A 21378-nucleotide genomic window follows, 5' to 3' on the forward strand; every position below is an offset into this window, starting at 1 on the left:
ACTGCATTCTGTCAGCATCCATGCCCGGCCACCCGTACTCACGGAAGCGGCTACCTCAGAGCCGCCGCCTCGGCGGCCAGCTTCTCCACGCGCGCCCAGTCACCGGCGGCCAGCGCGTCGGCCGGGGTCAGCCAGCTCCCCCCGACGCACCCCACGTTCGGCAGCGCGAGATAGTCGCGGGCGGTCTCCGGCTTGATGCCGCCGGTCGGGCAGAAGCGCACGTCGGGCAGCGGCCCCGACAGGGACTTGAGGTACGGGATGCCGCCGGCGGCCTCGGCGGGGAAGAACTTCAGCTCCTTGATCCCCCGCTCCACCAGTGCCATGACCTCCGACACGGTGGCCGCCCCCGGCAGGTACGGCACCCCGCTGGAGTCCAGCGCCTCCACCAGCGACAGGGTCGTGCCCGGCGAGACGAGGAACTTCGCCCCCGCCGACACGGACGCGGCGATGTCCTCGGTGGTCCGGATCGTTCCCGCGCCCACCGTCGCCTCGGGCACCTCCTCGGCGATCCTGGCGATGGCCTCGCGGGCGGCGGGCGTGCGCAGGGTCACCTCGATGACCGGCAGGCCCCCGGCCACCAGGGCGCGGGCCATCGGGACGGCGGTCCCGGCGTCCTCGATCACCACGACGGGGACCACTGGAGCGAGATCGAGCAGGCTCATGGGGTTAACTCTCTCCTCGTCGGCCTCTCAGGGCCGTCAGCTTGTCACGTACAACCTGTCCACCTGCCCAGCAGGCGGGCTTCATTCAGCCCACCAGCTCCGTGCGGGCGTGCTGGCTCAGCCAGGCGGCCGCGCCCGTCATCCCGGGCTGGGCGGCGACGATCAGCACGGTGCCGATGCCCGCCAGGTAGGCGGCCATGTCGGGGTTGTCCTCGAAGCGCGTACGGAAGGCGCTGGCCCGCACCCGCTCCACGATCCGGGGCAGCACCCCGCCGGCCAGGTAGACCCCGCCGCGGGCGCCGAGCGTCAGCGCCACGTTGCCGGCGAAGGTGCCGAGCATGCCGCAGAACACCTCGACCGTCTCCGCGCAGAGCGAGTCGTCCACCCTGGCCACGATGTCGGAGGCGGTCAGGCCGGGCGCGCTGACGCCGTTCACCAGGGCCAGCGCCTGGTGCAGGCGGACCAGGCCGGGGCCCGACAGCAGGTGCTCGGCCACCACGTGCGGCAGGCCGTGCGACTGGAGGGCGCGCACGACCTCGACCTCGCGCGGCTCGAACACCGGCACCGTGGCGTGCCCGCCCTCGCCGGGGATCGCCGTCCAGCCGCGCTCGGTGGGCACCAGGCCGCCCACGCCGAGCCCGGTGCCCGGGCCCAGCACCGCCTTGACGCCGTGGCCGGGCGCGGGCCCGCCGAGGGACACCAGCTCGTCGCCGTCCAGGTGCGGCAGCGACACGGCCAGCGCCTCGAAGTCGTTGAGCAGCCGCGCGTACGGCACGTCGAGGTCACGGATGGAGCCGGCCCAGTGCGAGTTCGTCAGCCGGTAGTGGTCGCCGTCGATCGGGCCCGCCAGCGCCAGGCACGCCGCCCCCGGCCGCACTCCGCCCGCGTGTTCCGCGAGATAGGCGGCTACGGCTTCGGGGAGGGTGGGAAAGTCGGCACCGGGCAGGACCGCGACGTTCGACGGGCGCGCCCCCAGCGAGGTCACCAGGCCGAAGCGGGCGTTGGTCCCCCCGATGTCGGCGACGAGCCACGGAAGGTCAAAGGCACTCACGGATACCTCCGGCATTCGGGGCGGCGTCAAGATCGCTCGCCATACACCGAAGGATCCCACGATGGCGCACAGCGCCCCATGTGGGGTGGTGCGGACGTACGGGCTCAGGAGCGTTCAGCGCGCGCCAAACGGACACAAGGCACCGTACCGGCAAATACCCGGTCACCGCACCAGCGCGCCGACCGGCGCGCCCGTCTCGAGGTGGGAGTTGCCCGCCTCGGCGGGGAAGCCCAGGCCGGGACCGTGGTGCGGCGACTCGGCGCCGCTCACCCCGAAGATCCCGGCACCCTGCTCGGCGTGCCCCGCCATGCGGCGGAAGGCGGCGAACAGCTCACGCCCCGTGCCCACCCACTGCGCGTCGCTCAGCGGCCGGCCCTCGGGCGTGCGGCGGGCCAGCTCCTCGGCCGGCACCAGCAGCTCCAGGGTGCCCGCCGCCGAGTCCAGCCTGATCACGTCACCGTCGCGCACCAGCGCGATCGGGCCGCCGTCGGCCGCCTCGGGCGACAGGTGGATGGCCGCCGGCACCTTGCCCGACGCGCCCGACATGCGGCCGTCGGTGACGATCGCCACCCGCTGCCCCCTGTCGAGCAGCACGGCCAGCGGCGAGGTCAGCTTGTGCAGCTCCGGCATGCCGTTCGCGCTCGGGCCCTGGTAGCGGATGACCGCCACGAAGTCCTGCCCGTCCAGCTCGCCCGCCTCGAACGCCTTCAGCAGGTCGAGCTGGTCGTGGAAGACCTTGGCCGGCGCCTCGATCACCAGGTGCTCGGGCTTGACCGCCGAGACCTTGCTCACGGCGCGGCCCAGGTTGCCCTCGACCATGTGGATGCCGCCGTCGGCCGAGAACGGGGCCGAGGCGGGGCGCAGCACGTCCAGGTCCTTGCTGCCGCCGGTGACCGGCGACCAGACCAGCTCGCCGTCCACCAGCTCCGGCGCCTCGCGGTAACGGTCGAGGCCGGGGCCCGCCACCGTCATGACGTCCGCGTGCAGCAGGCCCTCGTCCAGCAGGTCGCCGATGAGCACCTGCATGCCGCCGGCGTCGCGGAAGTGGTTCACGTCCGCCTGGCCGTTCGGGTAGATCTTGGTCAGTGACGGCACCACCTCCGAGAGGCGGGCCAGGTCGTCCCAGGTCAGCACGAGGCCGGCGGCGGCCGCCATGGCGACCAGGTGCAGGGTGTGGTTCGTGGAGCCGCCGGTGGCCAGCAGGGCGACGCAGGCGTTCACGATGGACTTCTCATCGACCAGCTCGCCGATCGGCGTGTACTCGGCGCCGTGCGCGGTGATCTCCACCGCCCTGCGCCCGGCGGCCTGCGTCAGGGCGTGCCGCAGCTCGGTGTGCGGGTTGACGAACGTCGAGCCGGGCAGGTGCAGGCCCATGACCTCCATCAGCGCCTGGTTGGAGTTCGCGGTGCCGTAGAAGGTGCAGGTGCCGGGGGAGTGGTACGACTTCGCCTCGGCGTCCAGCAGCTCGTCCCTGCCGACCTTGCCCTCGGCGAACAGCTGCCGGGTGCGGGCCTTGACCTTGTTCGGCAGGCCGGAGGTCATCGGCCCGGCGGGCACGAAGATCGCGGGCAGGTGCCCGAAGTGCAGCGCCCCGATGAACAGGCCCGGCACGATCTTGTCGCACACGCCCAGCAGCAGCGTGGAGTCGAACATGTCGTGCGACAGCGCGATCGCGGTGGCCATGGCGATCACGTCGCGGCTGTAGAGCGACAGCTCCATGCCGGCGCGGCCCTGCGTGATGCCGTCGCACATGGCCGGCACGCCGCCCGCCACCTGCGCCACGCCGCCTGCCCGGCGCACGGCCTGCTTCAGCTCCGGCGGGTACGTCTCGTACGGCTGGTGCGCGGACAGCATGTCGTTGTAGCTGGTCACGATGGCCACGCCCGGCTTGGCCGAGGCGCGCAGCGCGGGCTTGTCCTCGTCCGGGGCGCCCGCGAACCCGTGCGCGAGGTTCGCGCAGCCGAGGTGCGCCCGCGCCGGGCCCTTCGCCCTGGCGGCCTCGCCCTCGCGGCGGATCCGCTCCAGATACGTGGCACGGCTGGCGGCGCTGCGCTCGGCGATCCGGTCGGTGATCTCCTGGATGGTCCGGTTCACTTTTCCTCCTCGTGCCAGGCACGACCGCTGCGGCCGAGCAGTTCGTGGGCTCCGGCGGGGCCGGTGGTTCCTGCGGGGTAGGGCTCGGGCAGCGCCGGGTCGGCCCGCCAGGCGTCGAGGATCGGGTCGATCCACCGCCAGGCCGCCTCGACCTCGTCGCGGCGCATGAACAGCGTCGGGTTGCCGGCCAGCACGTCCATCAGCAGCCGCTCGTACGCCTCCGGCACGCGCGTCGAGAACGTCTTGCCGAAGCTCAGTGACAGCGGCACCGGCTTGAGCGTCGTCTCGCCCGCGCCCGGCTCCTTGGCCATGATGTGCAGCTCGATGCCCTCCTCCGGCTGCAGCCGCAGGACCAGGCGGTTCGGCGCGCCGCCGGGGAAGATGGAGTGCGGCACGTCCTTGAACTGCACCACGATCTCCGAGCGCCGGTACGGCATGCGCTTGCCGGTGCGCAGGTAGAACGGCACCCCGGCCCACCGCCAGTTCTTGATCTCGGCCCGGATCGCGGTGAACGTCTCCACCCTGCGCGAGGACTCGGTCGGCGGGGTGGAGGCGGGCTCGTCGAGGTAGCCCACCATGCCGCCGGCCTCGGGGTCGCCGCTGCCGGTGTACTGGCCGCGCACGGTGAAACGTTCCACCTCGCCGCCCACGATCGGCCGCAGCGCCTGCAGCACCTTGACCTTCTCGTCGCGGATGGCCTCGCGGTCGTTGCGGGCCGGCGGCTCCATCGCGGTCAGCGTCAGCAACTGGAGGAGGTGGTTCTGCACCATGTCACGCAGCGCGCCGGCATGGTCGTAGTAGCCGCGCCTGCCCGGCGTGCCGACCGTCTCGGCGGCGGTGATCTGGACGTGGTCGATCCACAGCGAGTTCCAGATCGGCTCCAGGAAGGCGTTGGCGAAGCGCAGGACCAGCAGGTTCTGCACCGTCTCCTTGCCCAGGTAGTGGTCGATGCGGAAGATCTGGCGCTCGTCGAAGATGGCGCCGACCTCGTCGTTGATGCGCTGCGCGCTGGTCAGGTCGTGACCCAGCGGCTTCTCCAGCACCACGCGCGAGCGCGGCGTCACCAGGCCGGCCTGCTCCAGCTCGCGGCAGAACGGGCCGAACGTCCGCGGCGGGCTCGCCAGGTAGAACACCCGGTCGCGCTCCTCGTACCCGGCCAGCAGCTCGGCCAGCGTGCCCCAGCCGGAGGCGTCCTCGCGGCCGACGTCCACCGACACGTGGTGCAGGCGGGACAGGAACCGCTGCCACTGGCTCTCGTCCTCCACCGGGAGCTGGCTGCGTACCTCGGCGTCCACCTTGCCGCGGAAGTCCGCGTCGGTCAGCCCGCCCCTGGACATGGCGATGACGCGCGTCTCGGGGGCGAGCCTGCCCTCCCTGTCGCTGTGGTACAGCGCGGGGATCAGCTTGCGCATGGACAGGTCGCCGGTGCCGCCGAAGACGACGAGATCGGCGGTGTGGGCGACGGGGCCGGTGGAGTTTTCGGCGGTGGACACGGTGAGGGGCTCCGATGATCTACCAAGTAGGGACAGAACGGACACTAACGAGAGTTTGGGTCGTACACAAGCGGAGTTTTGGCATTTGAGATGAAAAAGTCACGACTTTTCATGACACAACTGCATGTGGTTCACTTAGCCGATGCCTCGACGTACCGCTGCCGCCCTTGCCACCAGTGGCGAGGTGCTCCGCCTCATCCGCACCGGTGAGGCCGTGACGCGGGCCGACCTCGGCCGGGTGACCGGCCTGTCGCGCCCCGCGGTGCAGCTGCGCGTCGGCGAGCTGCTCGAACGCGGCCTGGTCGTCGAACGCACCGACGCCCCGTCCACCGGCGGGCGCCCGCCCGTCCGGCTGGAGTTCAACGCCGCGGGCGGCGTGGTCCTCGTCGCGGCCCTCGGCGCCTCCCGCACCCGCGTCGCGATCTGCGACCTCGCCGGGCACGAGCTGGCCGGGCGCGAGTTCGCGATGGACGTGGAGCAGGGGCCCGACACCGTGCTGCCGCTGCTCATGGACACCTGGGACGAGCTGCTCGGCGACCGGCCCCGCTCGATGATCCAGGGCGTCGGGATGGGCGTGCCGGCCACCGTCGAGTTCGCGGAGGGCCGGACGGAGAGCGCCCGCGTCATGGCCTCCTGGACCGGCGTCGTGATCCCGCCGATCATCCGCGAGCGGTTCCCCGTACCCGTGCTCGTCGACAACGACGTGAACGTGCTGGCCATCGGCGAGCACCGGGGCGCGTACCCCGACCTCGACGACCTCATGTTCGTCAAGATCTCCACCCGCATCGGCGCCGGCGTCATCGCCGGCGGCGGCATCCTGCGCGGCGCGCTCGGCGCGGCCGGCGAGATCGGCCACATCCCCGTGCTGGACGGCGGCGGCGTCCTGTGCCGCTGCGGCAACTACGACTGCGTCGACTCCGTCGCCAGCGGCACCGCACTGCTGCGCGAGCTGCGCGGGCGCGGCAGGGACGTCAAGACCATCGCGGACGTGACCGCGCTGGTGCGGGCCGGTGACGCCGAGACCATGGCCACCGTGCGTGAGGCGGGGCGGCGGATCGGCGAGGTGCTCGCCGGGGCGGTGAACATCCTCAACCCGTCGGTGGTGGTGCTGGGGGGTGACATGGCGGAGGCGTTCGGGCCGCTGGTGTCGAGCATCCGTGAGGTGGTTTACCGGCGGTCCACGGCGCTGGCCACGCGGCGGTTGCGGATCGAGCCGAGTCGGCTGGGGGCGGGGGCTGGGATCAGTGGGTGTGCGGTGATGGTGCTGGATCATGTGCTGTCGCCGGAGGCCGTGGATGAGACCATGACGCTCACGGCGTTGCGGAGTGATCGCGTGGCGGCTGTGGAAGCTGGGTAGGTAGGGGGGCTTGGGGCGTTGCGGTGGGGTGGTGTGGCCGCGGCGTCAGTGGAGCGGTCATGACGCTGATGGCGTTGCGGTGGTGTGGCTGCGGCGTCAGCGCTGATCGCACAGTCGGGTGCGTGGGTGGGCTGTGACCGCAGCGGCACGTGCTGCCGTCCGGGAGGATGCTGTCATGGCATCCCGACGCCCCGCCGCCGTTCCTGCCGTTGTCCCTTGGTGCTGCGTGGCGCGGTCCTCGCCGGCTGGTGCTGCGTGGCGCGGTCCTCGCCGGGGCCCGCGTCGTGCAGTCCTCGCCTGGGCCCTGCGTGGCGCGGTCCTCGCCCGGCCCTGCGGCGCCAGTTTTCAAGCCGCCACCCTCGCCGCCCTCACGTCGCGCACTCCTGCCCGCTTGCTGGGGACCCGCGTACTGTCTCCGGCTCCCGCCTTCCAGCACCGGCGCGATGGGTCGTGCCGCGCGGGTAGCCCGGCGACGAGCCTCGGCGGCGTCAGCGCCGTGACCGGCCCGCTGGCCGAGTAGAGCCTCGGGTTCAAAGGTCCCAGCGCGGCGTGTCGCTCTCCCGTACCAACCCGTCCGCCCCGAAGATCAGATACCGGTCCAGGTCGCCGGCGAACCACCGATCGTGCGTCACCGTCACCACCGTGCCCTCGAAGCCGCCCAGCCCCGCCTGCAACGCCTCCGCACTGGCCAGATCCAGATTGTCCGTCGGCTCGTCCAGCAGCAGCAACGTCGCCCCCGACAGCTCCAGCAGCAGGATCTGCAGCCGAGCCTGCTGCCCGCCCGACAACGTCTCGAACGGCTGCCCGCCCGCCGGCGCCAGCTCGTACCGGGCCAGTGCCGCCATCGCCTCGTTGCGGGTCATCGCATGCTCGCTCATCACCACCTCGGCCGTGAGCCGGCCGTGCAGGTCGGGGCGCAGGTGCGTCTGGGTGAAGTGGCCGGGGGAGACGCGGGCGCCCAGGCGGGCGACGCCGGTGTGCGCGATCGGCTCGCCCGCCAGCAGGCGCAGGAAGTGGGACTTGCCGGTGCCGTTCAGGCCGAGGACGCCGACGCGCTCGCCGTACCAGATCTCCGTCGAGAACGGCCGCAGCAGCCCGGTCAGCTCCAGCTCCTCGCACACGACCGCCCGCTTGCCGGTACGGCCGCCGCGCAGCCGCATGCGCACGTTCTGCTCCTTGGGCGCGCGTTGGGGCGGCCCCGCCCGCTCGAACCGGTCGAGCCGCGTCACCGCCGACTGGTACGCCCCCGCCAGCGCGTCGTTGCCGGCCGAGCGCTGGCGCAGGACGTGCACGAGCCGCCGCAGCCTGGCCCGCTCCTCCTCCCACCGCTGCCGCAGCTCCTCCAGCCGCTCCTTGCGCCGCCTGCGTGCCTCGGCGTACCCGGCGAAGCCGCCGCCGTGCACCCACACGCCCCGCCCTTCGACGGTGATGATCCGGTCGGCGGCCTCGGCCAGCAGGCGCCGGTCGTGCGAGACGAGCAGCACCGTCTTGGCCGAGCTCCTGATCGCCCGCTCCAGCCACTGCTTGGCCCGTACGTCCAGGTAGTTGTCAGGCTCGTCCAGCAGCAGCACCTCGTCCGGCCCGCGCAGCAGCGCCTCCAGCATCAGCCGTTTCTGCTCCCCGCCGGACAACGTGGTCAGGCTGCGCCCCTTGCTCTCCTCGTACGGCAGCCCGAGCGCCTCGGTGGCGCACACGTCCCACACCACCTCCAGCTCGTAACCGCCCGCGTCGGCGTAATCGGCGATGGCCTGGGCGTAGGCGAGCTGGTGCGCCTCGTCGTCGTGCGCCGCGATCGCCGCCTCGGCCCGCTCCAGCGCCGCCCACGCCTGGCGGACGGGACCGGGGGCCACGCCGAGCAGCAGGTCCCGCACGGTGCCTTCGCCGAGGAACTGCCGCATCACGCCGATCCCGCCCGTGGCCGCGATCCGTCCCTCGTCGGGTGTCACCTCGCCCGCGATGAGCCGCAGCAGCGTGCTCTTGCCCGCGCCGTTCGGCCCGACGAGCGCCGCCTTGGCGCCGTCGCCGACCTTGAACGACACCTCCAGCAGCAAGGGCCGTCCATCGGGCAGCAGGTACGTCACCCCGCTGACGTCGACATGCCCCACCTGAACCCTCCTCCTCGCCCGGTGGTCCGTGCCCCTGGACCCGGGTTCCCCGCACCGGACCGACGATCCGGCCTATCGACCGGCGTTCCACTACTAGACCATCGATCCAGTCGTCGTACAACGTATTATCCCCGGGTGGATACTGTGTGGTCGCGGAACCAGAAGTCCCCGAGGCAGACGCTGACGCTGGAGCGGATCGTGGCGGAGGCGGTGGCGCTGCTGGATGAGGAGGGCGTGGGGCGGCTGACCATGCGCCGGCTTGCCGAACGCCTCGACACCGGCTCCACCACTCTCTACTGGCACGTCAAGACGAAGGATGACGTGCTGGATCTCGCTTTGGACGAGGTGTTCCGCGAGGTGAGGATGGATGATCTGGCTGAGCTGGCCGGGCTGCCGGATGAGGCTTCCGGGCAGGGTGGCGAGGCCGGCGGCACCGTGGTCGGAGATGCCGTGGTCGGAGATGCCGTGATCGGGGGTGCCGTGGTCGGGGGTGCTGTGGCCGGGGGTGCTGTGGCCGAGGGCATCGTGGCTGGGGGTGGCGGTGGTGACTGGCGGGCGCCGGTTCGGGGGTTGATGCGGCGGTGGCGGGCGGCGTTGTTGCGGCATCCATGGTCGGCGACGCTGCTTGATCGCCCGCTCATGGGGCCCAACGCGTTGCGGCGCACCGAGTTCTTGTACGAGACGCTGACGGCTGCCGGGTTCGCGGTGCCGAAGACGGCCGCGTACAGCCTGTCGAACTACGTGATGGGGTCGGTGATCATGCAGGTGACCTGGGAGCGGAGTGGTGACAGCGACACCGGGGCGTTCCTGCGCGAGCGTGCCGATCGTTATCCGGCGCTGGCTGAGCACGGGCTGGAGCACGACTGGGACGCCACGTTCGACGAGGGGCTCGGCTACCTCTTGGAGGGGATGGCCCGCTCCCGCGCTTGAGGCCGGTCGCTTCCGCCCTTGATGCCGGTCGCTTCCGTGCGTGAGACCGGTGGCTCTTGTGGATGGGGCCGGTTGCTCTCGCGCGTAGGGGAGGGGCGTTCGTGCGCGTCCGGGCGGGCGGTTCGTGCGCGTCCGGGCGGGTCGTTCGCGTGCGTACGGGCCGGCCACTCGGGTGCGTGCGGGCGGGACGTCCGCGTGCGGGAGGTGGAGCGTTGTTGAGGGTGGCCGTGGATCGTTCATGATCCACTATGAAGATCTCACGAGATGGTAGAAATGGGGCGAAAGTGCGGTCTTGAGGCTAGGAGCGACGCATGATCCGGGTTCTGCTCGCCGAGGACATGCACATGGTCCGCGGCGCGCTGATCGCGTTGCTCGAGCTGGAACCCGACATCAAGGTCATCGCCGAGGCGGCGACAGGTGACGAGATCGTCCCCGCTGCGCTGGAGCACGAGCCGGACGTGGCCGTGATCGACGTCGAGTTGCCCGGGGTGGACGGGCTCACCGCCGCGGCCGAGTTGCGCAGGCGGGTGCCGGGCTGCCGGGTGCTGATCGTGACGAGTTACGGCCGGCCGGGGAACGTGCGCAGGGCGTTCGCCGCGCAGGCGAGCGGGTTCATGGTGAAGGACGCGCCGCCCGGTGAGCTGGCCGAGGCGATCAGGAGGGTGGCGGCGGGGGAGCGGGTGGTCGATCCGCAGCTCGCCGTGGCGGCGTTGGAGGTGGTCGAGAGTCCGCTCAAGCCTCGCGAGCTGGAGGTGCTGCGGCGGTTCGCCGACGGGGAGGACGTGGAGCAGATCGCGCAGGCGCTGTTCCTGTCCGCGGGGACGATTCGCAATTACCTCACCCAGATCGTCACCACGTTGCATGCGCGCAATCGGCTGCACGCGGTGCGGATCGCCCAGGACGCAGGGTGGCTCTGAGCTCGGCCCGTCCGGGGTGGCGGGTAGGGGCGGGCCTGGATCCTCCGGGACGGCAGGGTGATCTGAACCCCGTTCGCCTGGTTCTCGCGTTCATCTGCGTGACGGGTGTCACGCGGGTGAGCTTCTACTTCGTCGGAAGCGAGGTCGATGCGCTGACCATGGCCTGCATCGCCTTGGTCGCCGCCCTCCAGGTGCCGATCTCGTTGCAGGGGCGGCGGCGGTCGTCCGTCGTGCTCTTCCTCGTGCAGGTCGTGGTGAACTACGTGCCGCTGCTCGCCGAGCCCGAGAGCTGGGAGGTGGGTGGATCGGGGTTCGTCGCGGCCTCGGCACTGCTCGTGGTGAGCGGTCCGCCCGCGTGGGTGATTCTCGGGCTGATCCCCGTCGTCGAGTGTGCTGTGGCGCTCGCTGTGGACCGTCCTGCGTACATGGTTTACTACGCGATCGTCGCGCCGATCAACGTCGGGCTGATGTTGTACGGCATCAGCAGCCTGGCGGGGCTGTTGGACCAGGTCAAGCGGGAGCGGTCCGAGTTGGCTGCCAGGGCGGGGGCGGTCGAGCGGTTGCGGTTGTGGGAGCGGATCCATGGGCTGGTGGTACGGAACGTCGCCGAGGTCGAGAGGCTGACGGGGGAGGCGCGGAAGGTCTGGGAGGCGGGCGGGTCCGGGTCCTGGGAGGGCAGGCGAAACGATGTGGCGGCCGTGCAGGCGGCGGTGGGGACGGCGGTTGCTCTTGCGAGGGAGGCGCTGGAGCAGGTGCGGGCGCTGCCGCCGGCCGATGAGGCGATCCCGGTGCCGCCGCGTGACGATGACAGGCGCCTCCTGCGGCTGGCCACGCCCATCCTCGTCGTCACCCATGTGCTGTTCATGGGGCAGGCGCTGTTCTACTTCGTCGCCGATGCGCAGCGTGGGCCCGGGTTCACGCACGCCGGTTACCTTCTGCTCCTGCCGTTGACGTTCGGGCTGCAGTTCTGGCATCTGGCCGCGTTGCGGGCGGGGGCGCGGCGCAGGGTGCTGGCCTGGACGCTGGCCGCGCACGCGCTCGTCATCTACGCGCCGCTGCTGCAGGGCGACGGCTCGGGGCTGCTCAGTTCGGGGTTCTTCGCGGGCGTGCTGCTGCTGTACCTGCCGTGGCGGGTGGCGTGGCCGCTGTGCGTGGTCATGGCCGGGGTCGCGGCGGTCGAGGAGGCGCTCGCCTCAGGGGCGATCGCGGGTGTCTATCCGTTCGGGAGCATGCTGAGCACTGCCATGGCGGTCTACGGCCTCACCCGGCTGGTGGGTCTCGTCGGCGAGCTCAGCCGGACGCGGGCCGAGCTGGTCGAGGTGGCGGCTCTGCGCGAGCGGCTCAAGGTGGGCAGGGACGTTCATGACCTGCTGGGGCGGGGGCTTACCACGATCGTGCTGCATGCCGAGTTGGTGTTGCGGCTGATCGACACCGAGGCCGGCCGGGTGGGCGCGCGGTTGGAGCGGCTGGCGGAGGCGGTGCGGGGTGCGCTCCTGGACAACGTCGGGTTGAGTGCCTCCGGGCGGGTCCTGTCCCTGGCCGCTGAGATCGATTCGGCCACACGTGTGCTGGCGTCGGCGGGTGTGCCTGTGCGGCTCGAGGTCGTGCCCGCGGGAGGGACTGCGGCGCCTGCCTCCCCGCCCCCGCCCGGCGACCTCGTGACCGGGCTGGCCGGCTCCGTGCTCGCCGTCGTGCTGCGCGAGGCGGTCACCAACGTGCTCAAGCACGGCACCCCGACCGAGTGCCTGATCGAGCTCACGGTGAAGGACGGCCACGCACAACTCCGCGTGACCAACGACGGCGACACCCCGGGGCCGATGGAACCCGGCTCGGGACTGCGGAACCTGCGTGCCCGCATGGAGGCCGTCGGCGGCCACCTGACCACCACCAGAACAGGCGCCCGCTTCGAACTGCTCGCCCGCACCCCCCTCGATCATGAGATTCTCACGCCGGCAAGATGATCCAGGCGACTGTCCCGAACGCCCCCAGCTCCCCCACAGTGGTCCCGCCACACCCACACGAAAGATCATCCAGGGACCATGAACCGTCGACAGTTCCTCACCATCGCCGCCCTCACGGGCCTCACCTCCGCCTGCGGCTCCGGCGGCGCCCGGCGTGCCGCCACCCCCGGCCCCACCGGCTTCCGTACGGAACTGCGCGTGCCACCGCTGCTGGAGGCAGAGGCGGACCGGGACGGGACGCGGCACTTCGCGCTGACGATGCAGCGGGGCCGCAGCGAGATCCTGCCCGGCAAGCCGGTCGAGACGTGGGGCTTCAACGGCCCGCATCTCGGCCCGACGATCCGGGCGGCCCGCGGCGACAAGGTACGCATGACGGTCACCAACCGCCTGGCCGAGGCGAGCACCGTGCACTGGCACGGGATGCGGCTGCCCGCCAAGATGGACGGCGGCCCGCATCAGCTGATCGAGCCCGGCGGCACGTGGAGCCCGCACTGGACGATCGACCAGCCCGCCGCCACGTCCTGGTACCACCCGCACCCGCACGGCGTCACCGCCGGACACGTCTACCGCGGCCTGGCCGGCATGTTCATCATCGACGACGGCGACACCTCCGGGCTGCCCTCGGAGTACGGGGTGGACGACGTGCCGCTCGTGCTGCAGGACAAGGAGCTCGCCGAGGACGGCTCGCCGACCGGCGACACGCTGAGCGGCACGTTCGGCATCCTGGGTGACCGCATGCTGGTCAACGGCACGTACGCGCCGTTCATGAACGTGCGCACCGAGCGGGTGCGCTTCCGGGTGCTCAACGGGTCGAACGCCCGGCGCTACAACCTCACGTTCGGCGACGGCAGGAGGTTCCACGTGGTCGGCAACGACGCCGGGCTGCTGGCGGCCCCGGTCGAGGTGGAGCAGGTCTCGCTCTCTCCGGGCGAGCGCGCGGAGGTCGTCGTGGGGTTCGCCGCCGGCGAGGAGGTCCTGCTGCGTACGGTGCCGGGCGGCGACGACATCGACGAGGGCGACTTCGACCTGCTGAAGCTCGTCGCGGCCGAGAAGCTCGCGCCCTCACCCGGACTGCCGGCCCGCCTGGCCGCGCCCGAGCCGATCGTGGCCCCGGCGAACGCCAGGGTGCGCCGGTTCCGGCTCAACGGGCATGACGCCATCAACGGCAAGGAGATGGACATGTCCCGCATCGACGAGGTGGTCCCGGCCGGCGCCACCGAGATCTGGGAGATCGAGAACACCGTCTACGCCCACAACTTCCACATCCACGAGGTGGCCTTCCAGGTGCTGGACGTGGACGGGGAGCAGCCGCCGGCGTACGCGAGCGGTCACAAGGACACGGTGTACGTGCCGCCGAAGAGCACGGTGCGGCTCGCCGTCCGGTTCGGCGGCTTCACGGATCCCGTCACGCCGTACATGTACCACTGCCACATCCTGCGGCACGAGGACTCCGGCATGATGGGCCAGTTCGTGATCGTCGAGCCGGGGACCGAGGGGCAGGTGCCGCGCACGATCGCCACGCCGCACGGGCCGCACTGACAGGTGCCGGGGCCCCGCGGGAACGCCTCGGCCTGAGATCCGGGGTCAGGGCCGTGGTGCGAGGTCGCGGGCGGGCACGACACCCGGCGCTCACCCCTTCGGCCCCCGGGTCTTGCCGTTCCTGGTCTGCCCGGGCGGCACATGGCGGGACGTGGACACCGTCGGGGCGGCGGTCGGCGTGGTGGGTGGCCGGGTGGGCGGCCGGGTGGCGGTGGGCCGGGTGGTGGTGGGCGTCGCGGACCGGCTCGGGGCGGCCGGGGTGCGGGAGCGGGTGACGCTGCTCACCGGCGGCGGCGCGACCGTCCTGGACCGGGTGCGGACGGGCGCCGGCGAGGAGCTGCGCACCGCCGGCGCGGTGGTGGCGAGGGGCCGGGCGCTCATCGCCCCGGGCGACCGGACCTCGGCGGAGCCACGCCCGGGCTCCCGCTGAGAAGGAGATCCGGTGGTGGGGCCGGGGCCGCCCGCGTCGACCCGGGTGCCGTTGAACGCGCCGCCGATGAAGACCGCCGTGCAGGCGAGCAGCAACGTCCCGCACAGGACACCGACGATCGTCAGCATCCGCCTGCGCCGCCCGTCCTGGTCGGCGGATTCCGCCGCGCTGGTTCTCCGTCGTGCCTCACTCACGATCAACGATCGTAGGGACTACGGCCCCCGTCCCCGGCCGAAGCGGGAATCTGCCGGACAAAATGTGATCAACCACTGCCGTCAACGGATCCGACACCGAGCGGTCAGCAGGTGCACAGCAGCCCGCGCAGCGACGTCTCCAGGCACAGGCTGGAGCGCGCCGGCCGCGGCCAGGGGAAGCGCACCAGCGTCTCGTCCACCCGCACCGTGGCCCCGAACCGGTCCAGCTCCCACAGCCACACGTCCTCGGTCTGCTCCCCGAGCTGCCGGGTGACGCCCGCGGCGAGCTGCGCCCGGTGCGAGGAGTTGACGTGGGCCAGCACCCGCTCCGCCGTCTCGGTGAGCGGATCGGGTGCCGCCTCCAGGTAGTCGTCGGCGTCCAGCACGCCCGACTCCTGCCCGGTCAGGTAGACCACCTGCGCCACGTCCAGCCGCAGCAACCGGGGCGCGTCCGGCCGGCCGAAGCGCTCCAGCGCGTCGAACAGGCTCTCGTCCGCGGTGTGCGCGGCCACCGCCACGGCGGCGGAGCGGGCCTCGACCTCCGGTACGGCCTCCGCCCAGCCCTGCACCTCGATCAGCCCGCGTGGATGCGTGATGGTGCCCAGTTGCCGCATCGCGGTGAGGTTCACGGCCACGACGGCGTCCGCGCGCAGCCCGTGCAGGCTCTCGCCGGGCCGGACGAGCAAGATGGGGCGCCCGCGCTCGTCCACCCCGCCGCGCGCGGGCGAAGGGGCGCCGTCGACAGAGAGCTTGGCGACGTTGGCCGTCGCGGCGAGGGTCCGGACCCGTTCGGGGATCGGCAGCATGGCGCCTCCTTGAGAGCATCAATAGTGGTAGGTTAGCCTTACCTAAGTAAGGATTACCTAATCACATCGAGGTGAACGTGCGCTACACCGGCCCGAAGGTGCGACTGTCGCGTCGCGCGGGCGTCCCGCTGACCAGGAAAGCCGTCCGCTACTTCGAACAGCGCCCCTACCCGCCGGGCGAGCACGGCCGCAAGACCAACCGCCGCAACGCCGGCGACTACGGCCTGCGGCTGATGGAGAAGCAGAAGCTGCGCTGGTACTACGACGTGTCGGAGCGGCAGCTGCGCCGCTACTGGGACCTCGCCGTGCGCAAGTCGGGCGCCTCGGGCGCCGAGCTGGTCACGATCCTGGAGAGCCGTCTGGCCTCGCTGGTGCTGCGCTCGGGCCTCGCGCCGTCGATCTACGCGGCCCGGCAGTACATCAGCCACGGGCACATCGCCGTGGACGGCCGCAAGGTGGACATCCCGAGCTACCTGGTCAAGCCGGGGCAGGTCATCTCGGTGCGGGAGCGTTCGCGCCAGATGCAGCCGTTCGTGGCCGCCGCCGAGGGCGTCTACGCCGACGACCGCCCGGCGGGGTACCTGTCGGTCGAGCTGCAGGAGCTGCGTTTCACGCTGGTCAGCCGGCCGCAGCGCGAGCAGATCGCGATCCCGGTGGACGAGCAGCTCGTGGTGGAGTTCTACTCCCGCTGACCGGCGAGGAGGGCGAGCCCGGGGGCAGCGATCACGCGGACCGTGACCGCTTCCCCCGGGCCTTCTTCATGGGCGCGGCCTTCATGGGCACGGCCTTCATGGGGGCGGCGGCGGGCGCCGTCTCGCGCAGCGCGCGCAGCTCCGCGACCTCCTTGCGCAGCTCGGACAGCTCGTCAAGGATCTGCTGCGTGTGCGCCCTGGTGTCCTCCATGATGTGCGCCGTGCTGTCCTCCAGCGCCGCCCGCTCCTCGGCGTTCTCCTCGTCCATCGCGCTCACCACGACCGCCAGGAACAGGTTGAGCACCACGAACGTGCACACGAGGATGAAGATGGTGAAGAAGATCCACGCCGTCGGGTGGCGGCTCATCACCTCCCTGGCGATGTTGCCCCAGTCGTCGCCGGTCATCGTCTGGTAGAGCGTGAACAGCGAGGTCGGCAGGCTGCCGAAGCGGTGCGGCGCGGTCTGCCCGTAGAGCTTGGTGGCCATCACGGCGGCCACGTACAGGACCAGCGACAGCAGCACCACGATCGAGCTCATCCCCGGCATCGCGCGCAGCAGCGCCGAGACCACGCGGCGCAGGCTCGGCACCACCGACAGCAGCCGCAGCACGCGCAGGATGCGCAGCGCGCGCAGCACCGACAGGCCGCCGTTGGTGGAGGCGAAGGCGATGGCGACGATGAGGGTGTCGAAGATGTTCCACGGGTCGCGGACGAAGGCGGCCCGCTCGACGTAGAGCTTGGCGATCAGCTCGGCGGTGAAGATGTACAGCGCCACGTGGTCGACCACGGTCAGGACGGTGCCGTACTGGGCGACGACGGCGGGGAAGGTCTCCAGGCCGAGGGTGGCCGCGTTGATCAGGATGACGCCGACGATGAACCGCTGGAAGTGGCGGTGGGCGAGTAGGACGCGGGTGCGTTCGCGCACGGGGGCAGGCTCCTCGGAGGTGGATCAAGTGCCGTCCCATGATGACGCATGATGATCAAGCGGGAGACTGTGGTATAAAGCCCACCTGGCGCTGTCAACGGTGAGGGGGGCCGAGCGGCCATGTCCTATCCCAACTACGGTCCCGGCAACTACGGGCCGCCGCCGCAGAGTCATCCCAACGGCACGGTCATCCTCGTGCTGGGCATCGTGAGCCTGGTGGCCTGCATGCTGACCGGCCCGTTCGCCTGGTCGATGGGCAACAAGGCGCTGCGCGAGATCGACGAGAGCGGCTACTACTACGAGAACCGGGGCATGGTCCAGGCCGGGCGCATCTGCGGCATCATCGGCACGGTCCTGCTGATCATCACGTTCTGCTTCGTCGCCCTCGGCGTGACGCTGGGCGTCATCGGCGCCATCACGGAGGGCTCGTCCTAGCGGCGGGGGCCGGGCCCCGGCCCCCGCGAGCGCGCGTCAGACCGCGTGCCTGGAGCGTTTCTGCAGCGCGGCGATGATCCCGGCCGGGTCCACGGTCCCGTAGCCGTAGTCGTAGTCGAACCCGACCTCGCTGCGGTCCTCAGCCGTCCTGCGCAGCAGGGCCCGCAGTTGCGCCGGTGAGAGCTTGGCCGCGGGCCAGCGGGTGCGCACCGCCGCCACGAGCCCGGCCGCGACCGGCGCCGCCGCCGACGTGCCCGAGTCGGGCTCGCTCGCGCCGAACGCCCTGGAGCCCAGGAAGTGCGTGTACGCGCACACGTCCGGCTTGCGCGCGGTCAGCCGCCCCGGCCCCTGCGAGGAGTAGCCCACCCGCTCGCCGTTGACGTCGATGCCGCCCACCGACAGCACCTTGTGGTGGGAGTTGGCGCCCACGATGGGCCGCCCCTGGTAGGCGCAGCGGCCGTCCGGGCACTCGCGCCCGCAGTTGCCCGCCGCGAACAGCACGTCGGCGCCCGCTCTGTCGAGCGCGGCCACCATCAGGTTGAACGGGTGCGCCGCGTTGTCGGAGTAGTTGCCCGGATGCCCCACGGGGAAGTCCCACTCGGGCGAGAACGACCCCCACGAGTTGTTCACCACCAGCGTCCGCGTCTCGGCGGGCTGGGCGTCGAGCACGTTGCGCAGGTGCGCGAAGGCGGCCACCGCGTCCGACAGCAGGCCGTCCAGTGCCGAGCCGCCCGGCCGGGTGGACAGCAGCACGGGCAGGTCGATCAGCGTGGCCTGTGGCGCGGCGATGAGCGCGTCGAACGCGCACATCGTGCCGTGGTCCACCTCGAACTCGCCCGGCCTGCCCGCCACGCCCGACGGGCTCCAGCACCGCTCGGCGTCCAGCGTGACGCCGCGGCCGAGCTGCCTGGCCGTGTGCGCGGCGTTGATCCCGGTGTCCAGCACGGCGACCGTCACGCCGTCGCCGTCGAGCCCCTCCGCGTGCAGCCCCGGCACGTTCAGCAGCCGCTCGACGTCGTGCCAGTCGCCTGACGGCGGATCGCCCCCGCACACCGGCGTGGACTCGATGACCGGGTCGGCGAACACGCCCACCACGTCCGGCCTGAGCGCGGGCAGCAGCGCGACCCTGGCGGTCAGCTCGTCGTCGGAGATGGTGCCCCGCACCAGCACCGAGGCGTCCTCCGCGGCCAGGGAGAAGTCCAGCGGCTGGCTGAGCGAGAGCGGGTCCCCGCCGGCGGCGGGCACCGGGCGCGGCACGGCCACGGGCGTGAACGCGGGATCGAGCTCGACTCCGGGCAGCCCGTCGGCGACGTCGGCCGTGGTGGCGCTCTGCGCGGGGTCGGCGACCGCCGCGACGAGATCGGGGGAGGGACGGAGCTGGATCAGGATCCGCATGTGTCACCACCGAGACGTTTGTGGGAGGGAAACAGACGTCCCAACATTCCTGCATCCGGCCCTGGCGCGTCCAGCGGATCTGAGGTGTTTTGACCTGCGGAAACTCGCTAATCGGGGCGAAGCGGACGACATTTGTTCTGGGACGCCAGACTTCCTTGTTTTCGGTCTGTTCACTACCGTGAGGCGTTATGACGCTCCAGGCGCAAAAGCCGGTTGACGACGGAGAAAAGGCCCACTGGTTGGCGGTGCGGCCGAGGCTGGTCCTCGCCAGTGCCTTCATGCTCTTCCTCGAGCTGGCGCTGATCCGGTGGACCGGGTCCAACATCGTCCATCTCAGTTATTTCACCAATTTCGTGCTGCTCGGGTCCTTCCTCGGGATCGGGCTGGGCTTCCTGCGCGTGGGGCGTTCGCGACGGCAGCCGTACTACTCGCCCATCGTGCTGGCCGTCCTGACCATCGTCGTGCTGACCTTCCCGGTCACCGTCGACCGCAACACCGAGGGCGTCCTGTACTGGACGAGCCTGTCCACCAGCGGGCCGCCCGCCTGGGCGATCCTGCCGGTGATCTTCTGTGCCGCCGCCGTCGTGCTCATGGGGCCCGCCGAGCTGGTCGGGCGGTGCTTCCCGGAGCTGCCGCGCCTGGAGGCCTACCGCTACGACCTGATCGGCAGCCTCACCGGCATCGCCGCGTTCACCGCGCTGTCGTTCCTCAGCGCGCCGCCGGTGTTCTGGGGCCTGATCGCGGCCCTCTGCTACGGTTTGCTGCTCGTGCCCAGGCCCCGGGTGCTCTACGTGGGGCTGGTCACCGTGCCGTCCCTGGTCGTGGTCGGGCTGCTGCTGGCCGAGACGCTCACCGCCGGGGCGATCTGGTCGCCGTACTACAAGGTGACCACCAAGCAGCTCGTGCAGGTCGGCGTCCCCGTGACCGACATCGCGGTCAACGGCATCCCGCACCAGCAGGCCGTGCCCGCCTACGCCCGGCTGCAGTGGGAGGCCCAGTACGGCCTGCCGTACGAACGCGCGAGCAAGCAGCCCAGGGACGTGCTCATCGTCGGCGCGGGCAGCGGCACCGACGTGGCGATCGCGCTGTCCAAGGGCGCCACCCGCGTGGACGCCGTCGAGATCGACCCCAAGCTGCGCGAGCTGGGCGGCTCCGTGCACCCCGACCGGCCCTACGCCGATCCGCGCGTCACCACCCACGTCACCGACGGCCGCGCCTTCCTGGAGCGCACCGCCGACAAGTACGACCTCATCCTGTTCGCCCTGCCCGACTCGCTCACCCTCGTCTCCGGTGCCAGCTCGCTGCGCCTGGAGAGCTACCTGTTCACCGAGGAGGCCATGCGGGCGGCCCGCGCCCACCTCAAGCCGGGCGGCACGTTCTCGATGTACAACTACTACCGCGAGAGCTGGCTCGTCGACCGCCTGGCCACCACCATGCAGCGCGCCTTCGGCCACAAGCCCTGCGTGGACGTGGTCAGCACCGCCGGGCAGCAGGCCGTCATCACCGCCGGCCTGGCCGCGAGCGACCAGCGCTGCGCCGCCGAGTGGCCCGGCGCCGCCCCCGGCACGCCCGAGCCCGCCGGTGACGACCGGCCCTTCCTCTACCTGAAGGAAGGCACGATCCCGCCCATCTACGTCATCACGCTCGGCCTGATCCTCATCGTCAGCCTGCTGGCCGTGCGCGTCGTGGCGGGCCCGTACCAGCGCATGCGCCCGTACGCGGACCTGTTCCTGCTGGGCGTGGGCTTCATGTTGCTGGAGACCAAGAGCGTGACCGGGTTCGCGCTGCTGTTCGGCACCACGTGGGTGGTCAACGCGATCGTCTTCGCCGGGGTGCTCGTCGCGGTGCTCGCCGCCGTCGAGGTGACCCGCCGCTTCCGCACGCCGCCACTTCCGATCATGTACGGCGTGCTGTTCGCGGGCCTGTTGCTGGCCTGGCTGGTGCCCAACGAATGGTTGTTGTCGCTGCCGGTCCCGCTGCGCGCGGTGGCCGCGGTGACGGTGGCATTCCTGCCGATCTTCGCCGCGAACGTGGTCTTCGCCAAACGATTCGCCGAGACGGCCGACGCGACCACCTCCTTCGGCGCGAACCTGCTGGGTGCCATGGTCGGCGGCTGCCTGGAGTACGTCGCCTTGGTGATCGGCTACCAGGGCCTGCTCATCGTGGCGGCCCTGCTGTACGTGGGCGCGCTGGCCCTGCTGCCCAGGAAGAACTCCGCCCTGGTGTGACCGCTCCTGAAAGGTCGCCGAGCATTTCCGAAATGCTCTCTGTAATTCCTTGACCAATGGTCAGATGAACGGTTTCCGGCACGGGTTGATTTGTCGCGGACCGCGAGGTGAGGTAGAGATACCAGCCATGCCTTGATCGCGATGATCGTTGGTCTGCAGAAAGT

17 protein-coding genes are annotated in these 21378 nt (G+C 71.4%); 9 read left to right on the plus strand and 8 right to left on the minus strand.

What is annotated here, in order from left to right; genetic code table 11:
• Positions 1–50: 50 nt before the first annotated feature.
• The 4 genes from eda to zwf form a co-directional block, all read right to left on the minus strand.
• Positions 51–662: a bifunctional 4-hydroxy-2-oxoglutarate aldolase/2-dehydro-3-deoxy-phosphogluconate aldolase gene (gene eda / locus LCN96_RS20590; protein WP_225274482.1), complete on the minus strand. Its 612-nt coding sequence runs from the start codon at positions 660–662 to the stop codon at positions 51–53.
• Positions 663–747: 85 nt separating this feature from the next.
• Positions 748–1713 (minus strand): glucokinase, encoded by a 966-nt coding sequence (gene glk, locus LCN96_RS20595; RefSeq protein WP_225274483.1) that lies wholly within the window; start codon positions 1711–1713, stop codon positions 748–750.
• 162 nt (positions 1714–1875) lie between these two features.
• Positions 1876–3807: a phosphogluconate dehydratase gene (gene edd / locus LCN96_RS20600; protein WP_225274484.1), complete on the minus strand. Its 1932-nt coding sequence runs from the start codon at positions 3805–3807 to the stop codon at positions 1876–1878.
• On the minus strand, positions 3804–5219 hold the full coding sequence (zwf, locus tag LCN96_RS20605) for a glucose-6-phosphate dehydrogenase (protein WP_263657542.1): 1416 nt from the start codon (positions 5217–5219) through the stop codon (positions 3804–3806). The genes edd and zwf overlap by 4 nt, the downstream gene beginning before the upstream one ends.
• 223 nt (positions 5220–5442) lie before the next feature.
• Between zwf and LCN96_RS20610 the strand changes: the two genes are divergently transcribed.
• Entirely contained in the window at positions 5443–6657 is a 1215-nt protein-coding gene (locus tag LCN96_RS20610) for an ROK family transcriptional regulator (RefSeq protein WP_225274486.1), read from the plus strand.
• 530 nt (positions 6658–7187) lie between these two features.
• On the opposite strand, the gene LCN96_RS20615 is transcribed toward LCN96_RS20610, so the two are convergent.
• A complete protein-coding gene (locus LCN96_RS20615; RefSeq protein WP_225274487.1) occupies positions 7188–8762 on the minus strand; it encodes an ABC-F family ATP-binding cassette domain-containing protein in 1575 nt (524 codons plus the stop codon).
• A 135-nt stretch (positions 8763–8897) separates the two neighbouring features.
• Between LCN96_RS20615 and LCN96_RS20620 the strand changes: the two genes are divergently transcribed.
• The 5 genes from LCN96_RS20620 (at position 8898) to LCN96_RS20640 (ending at position 14539) form a co-directional block, all read left to right on the plus strand.
• Positions 8898–9692, plus strand: coding sequence for a TetR/AcrR family transcriptional regulator (locus LCN96_RS20620; protein ID WP_225274488.1), 795 nt, complete (start codon positions 8898–8900; stop codon positions 9690–9692).
• A gap of 311 nt (positions 9693–10003) precedes the next feature.
• Complete coding sequence (locus tag LCN96_RS20625) at positions 10004–10609, plus strand: response regulator transcription factor (protein WP_225274489.1); 606 nt, start codon at positions 10004–10006, stop codon at positions 10607–10609.
• Positions 10610–10707: 98 nt separating this feature from the next.
• Entirely contained in the window at positions 10708–12570 is a 1863-nt protein-coding gene (locus LCN96_RS20630; RefSeq protein ID WP_225274490.1) for a sensor histidine kinase, read from the plus strand.
• A gap of 78 nt (positions 12571–12648) precedes the next feature.
• A complete protein-coding gene (locus LCN96_RS20635) occupies positions 12649–14109 on the plus strand; it encodes a multicopper oxidase family protein (RefSeq protein ID WP_225274491.1) in 1461 nt (486 codons plus the stop codon).
• A 151-nt stretch (positions 14110–14260) separates the two neighbouring features.
• Complete coding sequence (locus LCN96_RS20640) at positions 14261–14539, plus strand: hypothetical protein (RefSeq protein WP_225274492.1); 279 nt, start codon at positions 14261–14263, stop codon at positions 14537–14539.
• A 298-nt stretch (positions 14540–14837) separates the two neighbouring features.
• Here the strand turns inward: LCN96_RS20640 and LCN96_RS20645 are convergent, their stop codons facing one another.
• Complete coding sequence (locus LCN96_RS20645) at positions 14838–15539, minus strand: DUF2470 domain-containing protein (protein ID WP_225274493.1); 702 nt, start codon at positions 15537–15539, stop codon at positions 14838–14840.
• Positions 15540–15616: 77 nt separating this feature from the next.
• On the opposite strand from LCN96_RS20645, the gene rpsD reads away from it, so the two are divergent.
• The gene (rpsD, locus tag LCN96_RS20650; protein ID WP_225276020.1) at positions 15617–16231 is read left to right on the plus strand and encodes a 30S ribosomal protein S4; all 615 of its coding nucleotides are present in this window, start codon (positions 15617–15619) and stop codon (positions 16229–16231) included.
• A 31-nt stretch (positions 16232–16262) separates the two neighbouring features.
• Here the strand turns inward: rpsD and LCN96_RS20655 are convergent, their stop codons facing one another.
• Positions 16263–17156, minus strand: coding sequence for an ion transporter (locus LCN96_RS20655; RefSeq protein WP_225274494.1), 894 nt, complete (start codon positions 17154–17156; stop codon positions 16263–16265).
• Positions 17157–17276: 120 nt separating this feature from the next.
• On the opposite strand from LCN96_RS20655, the gene LCN96_RS20660 reads away from it, so the two are divergent.
• Complete coding sequence (locus tag LCN96_RS20660) at positions 17277–17591, plus strand: DUF4190 domain-containing protein (RefSeq protein WP_225274495.1); 315 nt, start codon at positions 17277–17279, stop codon at positions 17589–17591.
• 36 nt (positions 17592–17627) lie between these two features.
• Here the strand turns inward: LCN96_RS20660 and LCN96_RS20665 are convergent, their stop codons facing one another.
• Positions 17628–18986, minus strand: a complete 1359-nt coding sequence (locus LCN96_RS20665; RefSeq protein WP_225274496.1) for a S8 family peptidase — start codon at positions 18984–18986, stop codon at positions 17628–17630.
• 278 nt (positions 18987–19264) lie between these two features.
• Between LCN96_RS20665 and LCN96_RS20670 the strand changes: the two genes are divergently transcribed.
• Positions 19265–21214, plus strand: a complete 1950-nt coding sequence (locus LCN96_RS20670) for a spermine/spermidine synthase domain-containing protein (RefSeq protein ID WP_225274497.1) — start codon at positions 19265–19267, stop codon at positions 21212–21214.
• Positions 21215–21378: the final 164 nt, after the last annotated feature.

It is taken from the genome of Nonomuraea gerenzanensis, assembly GCF_020215645.1.
Taxonomy (GTDB): domain Bacteria; phylum Actinomycetota; class Actinomycetes; order Streptosporangiales; family Streptosporangiaceae; genus Nonomuraea; species Nonomuraea gerenzanensis.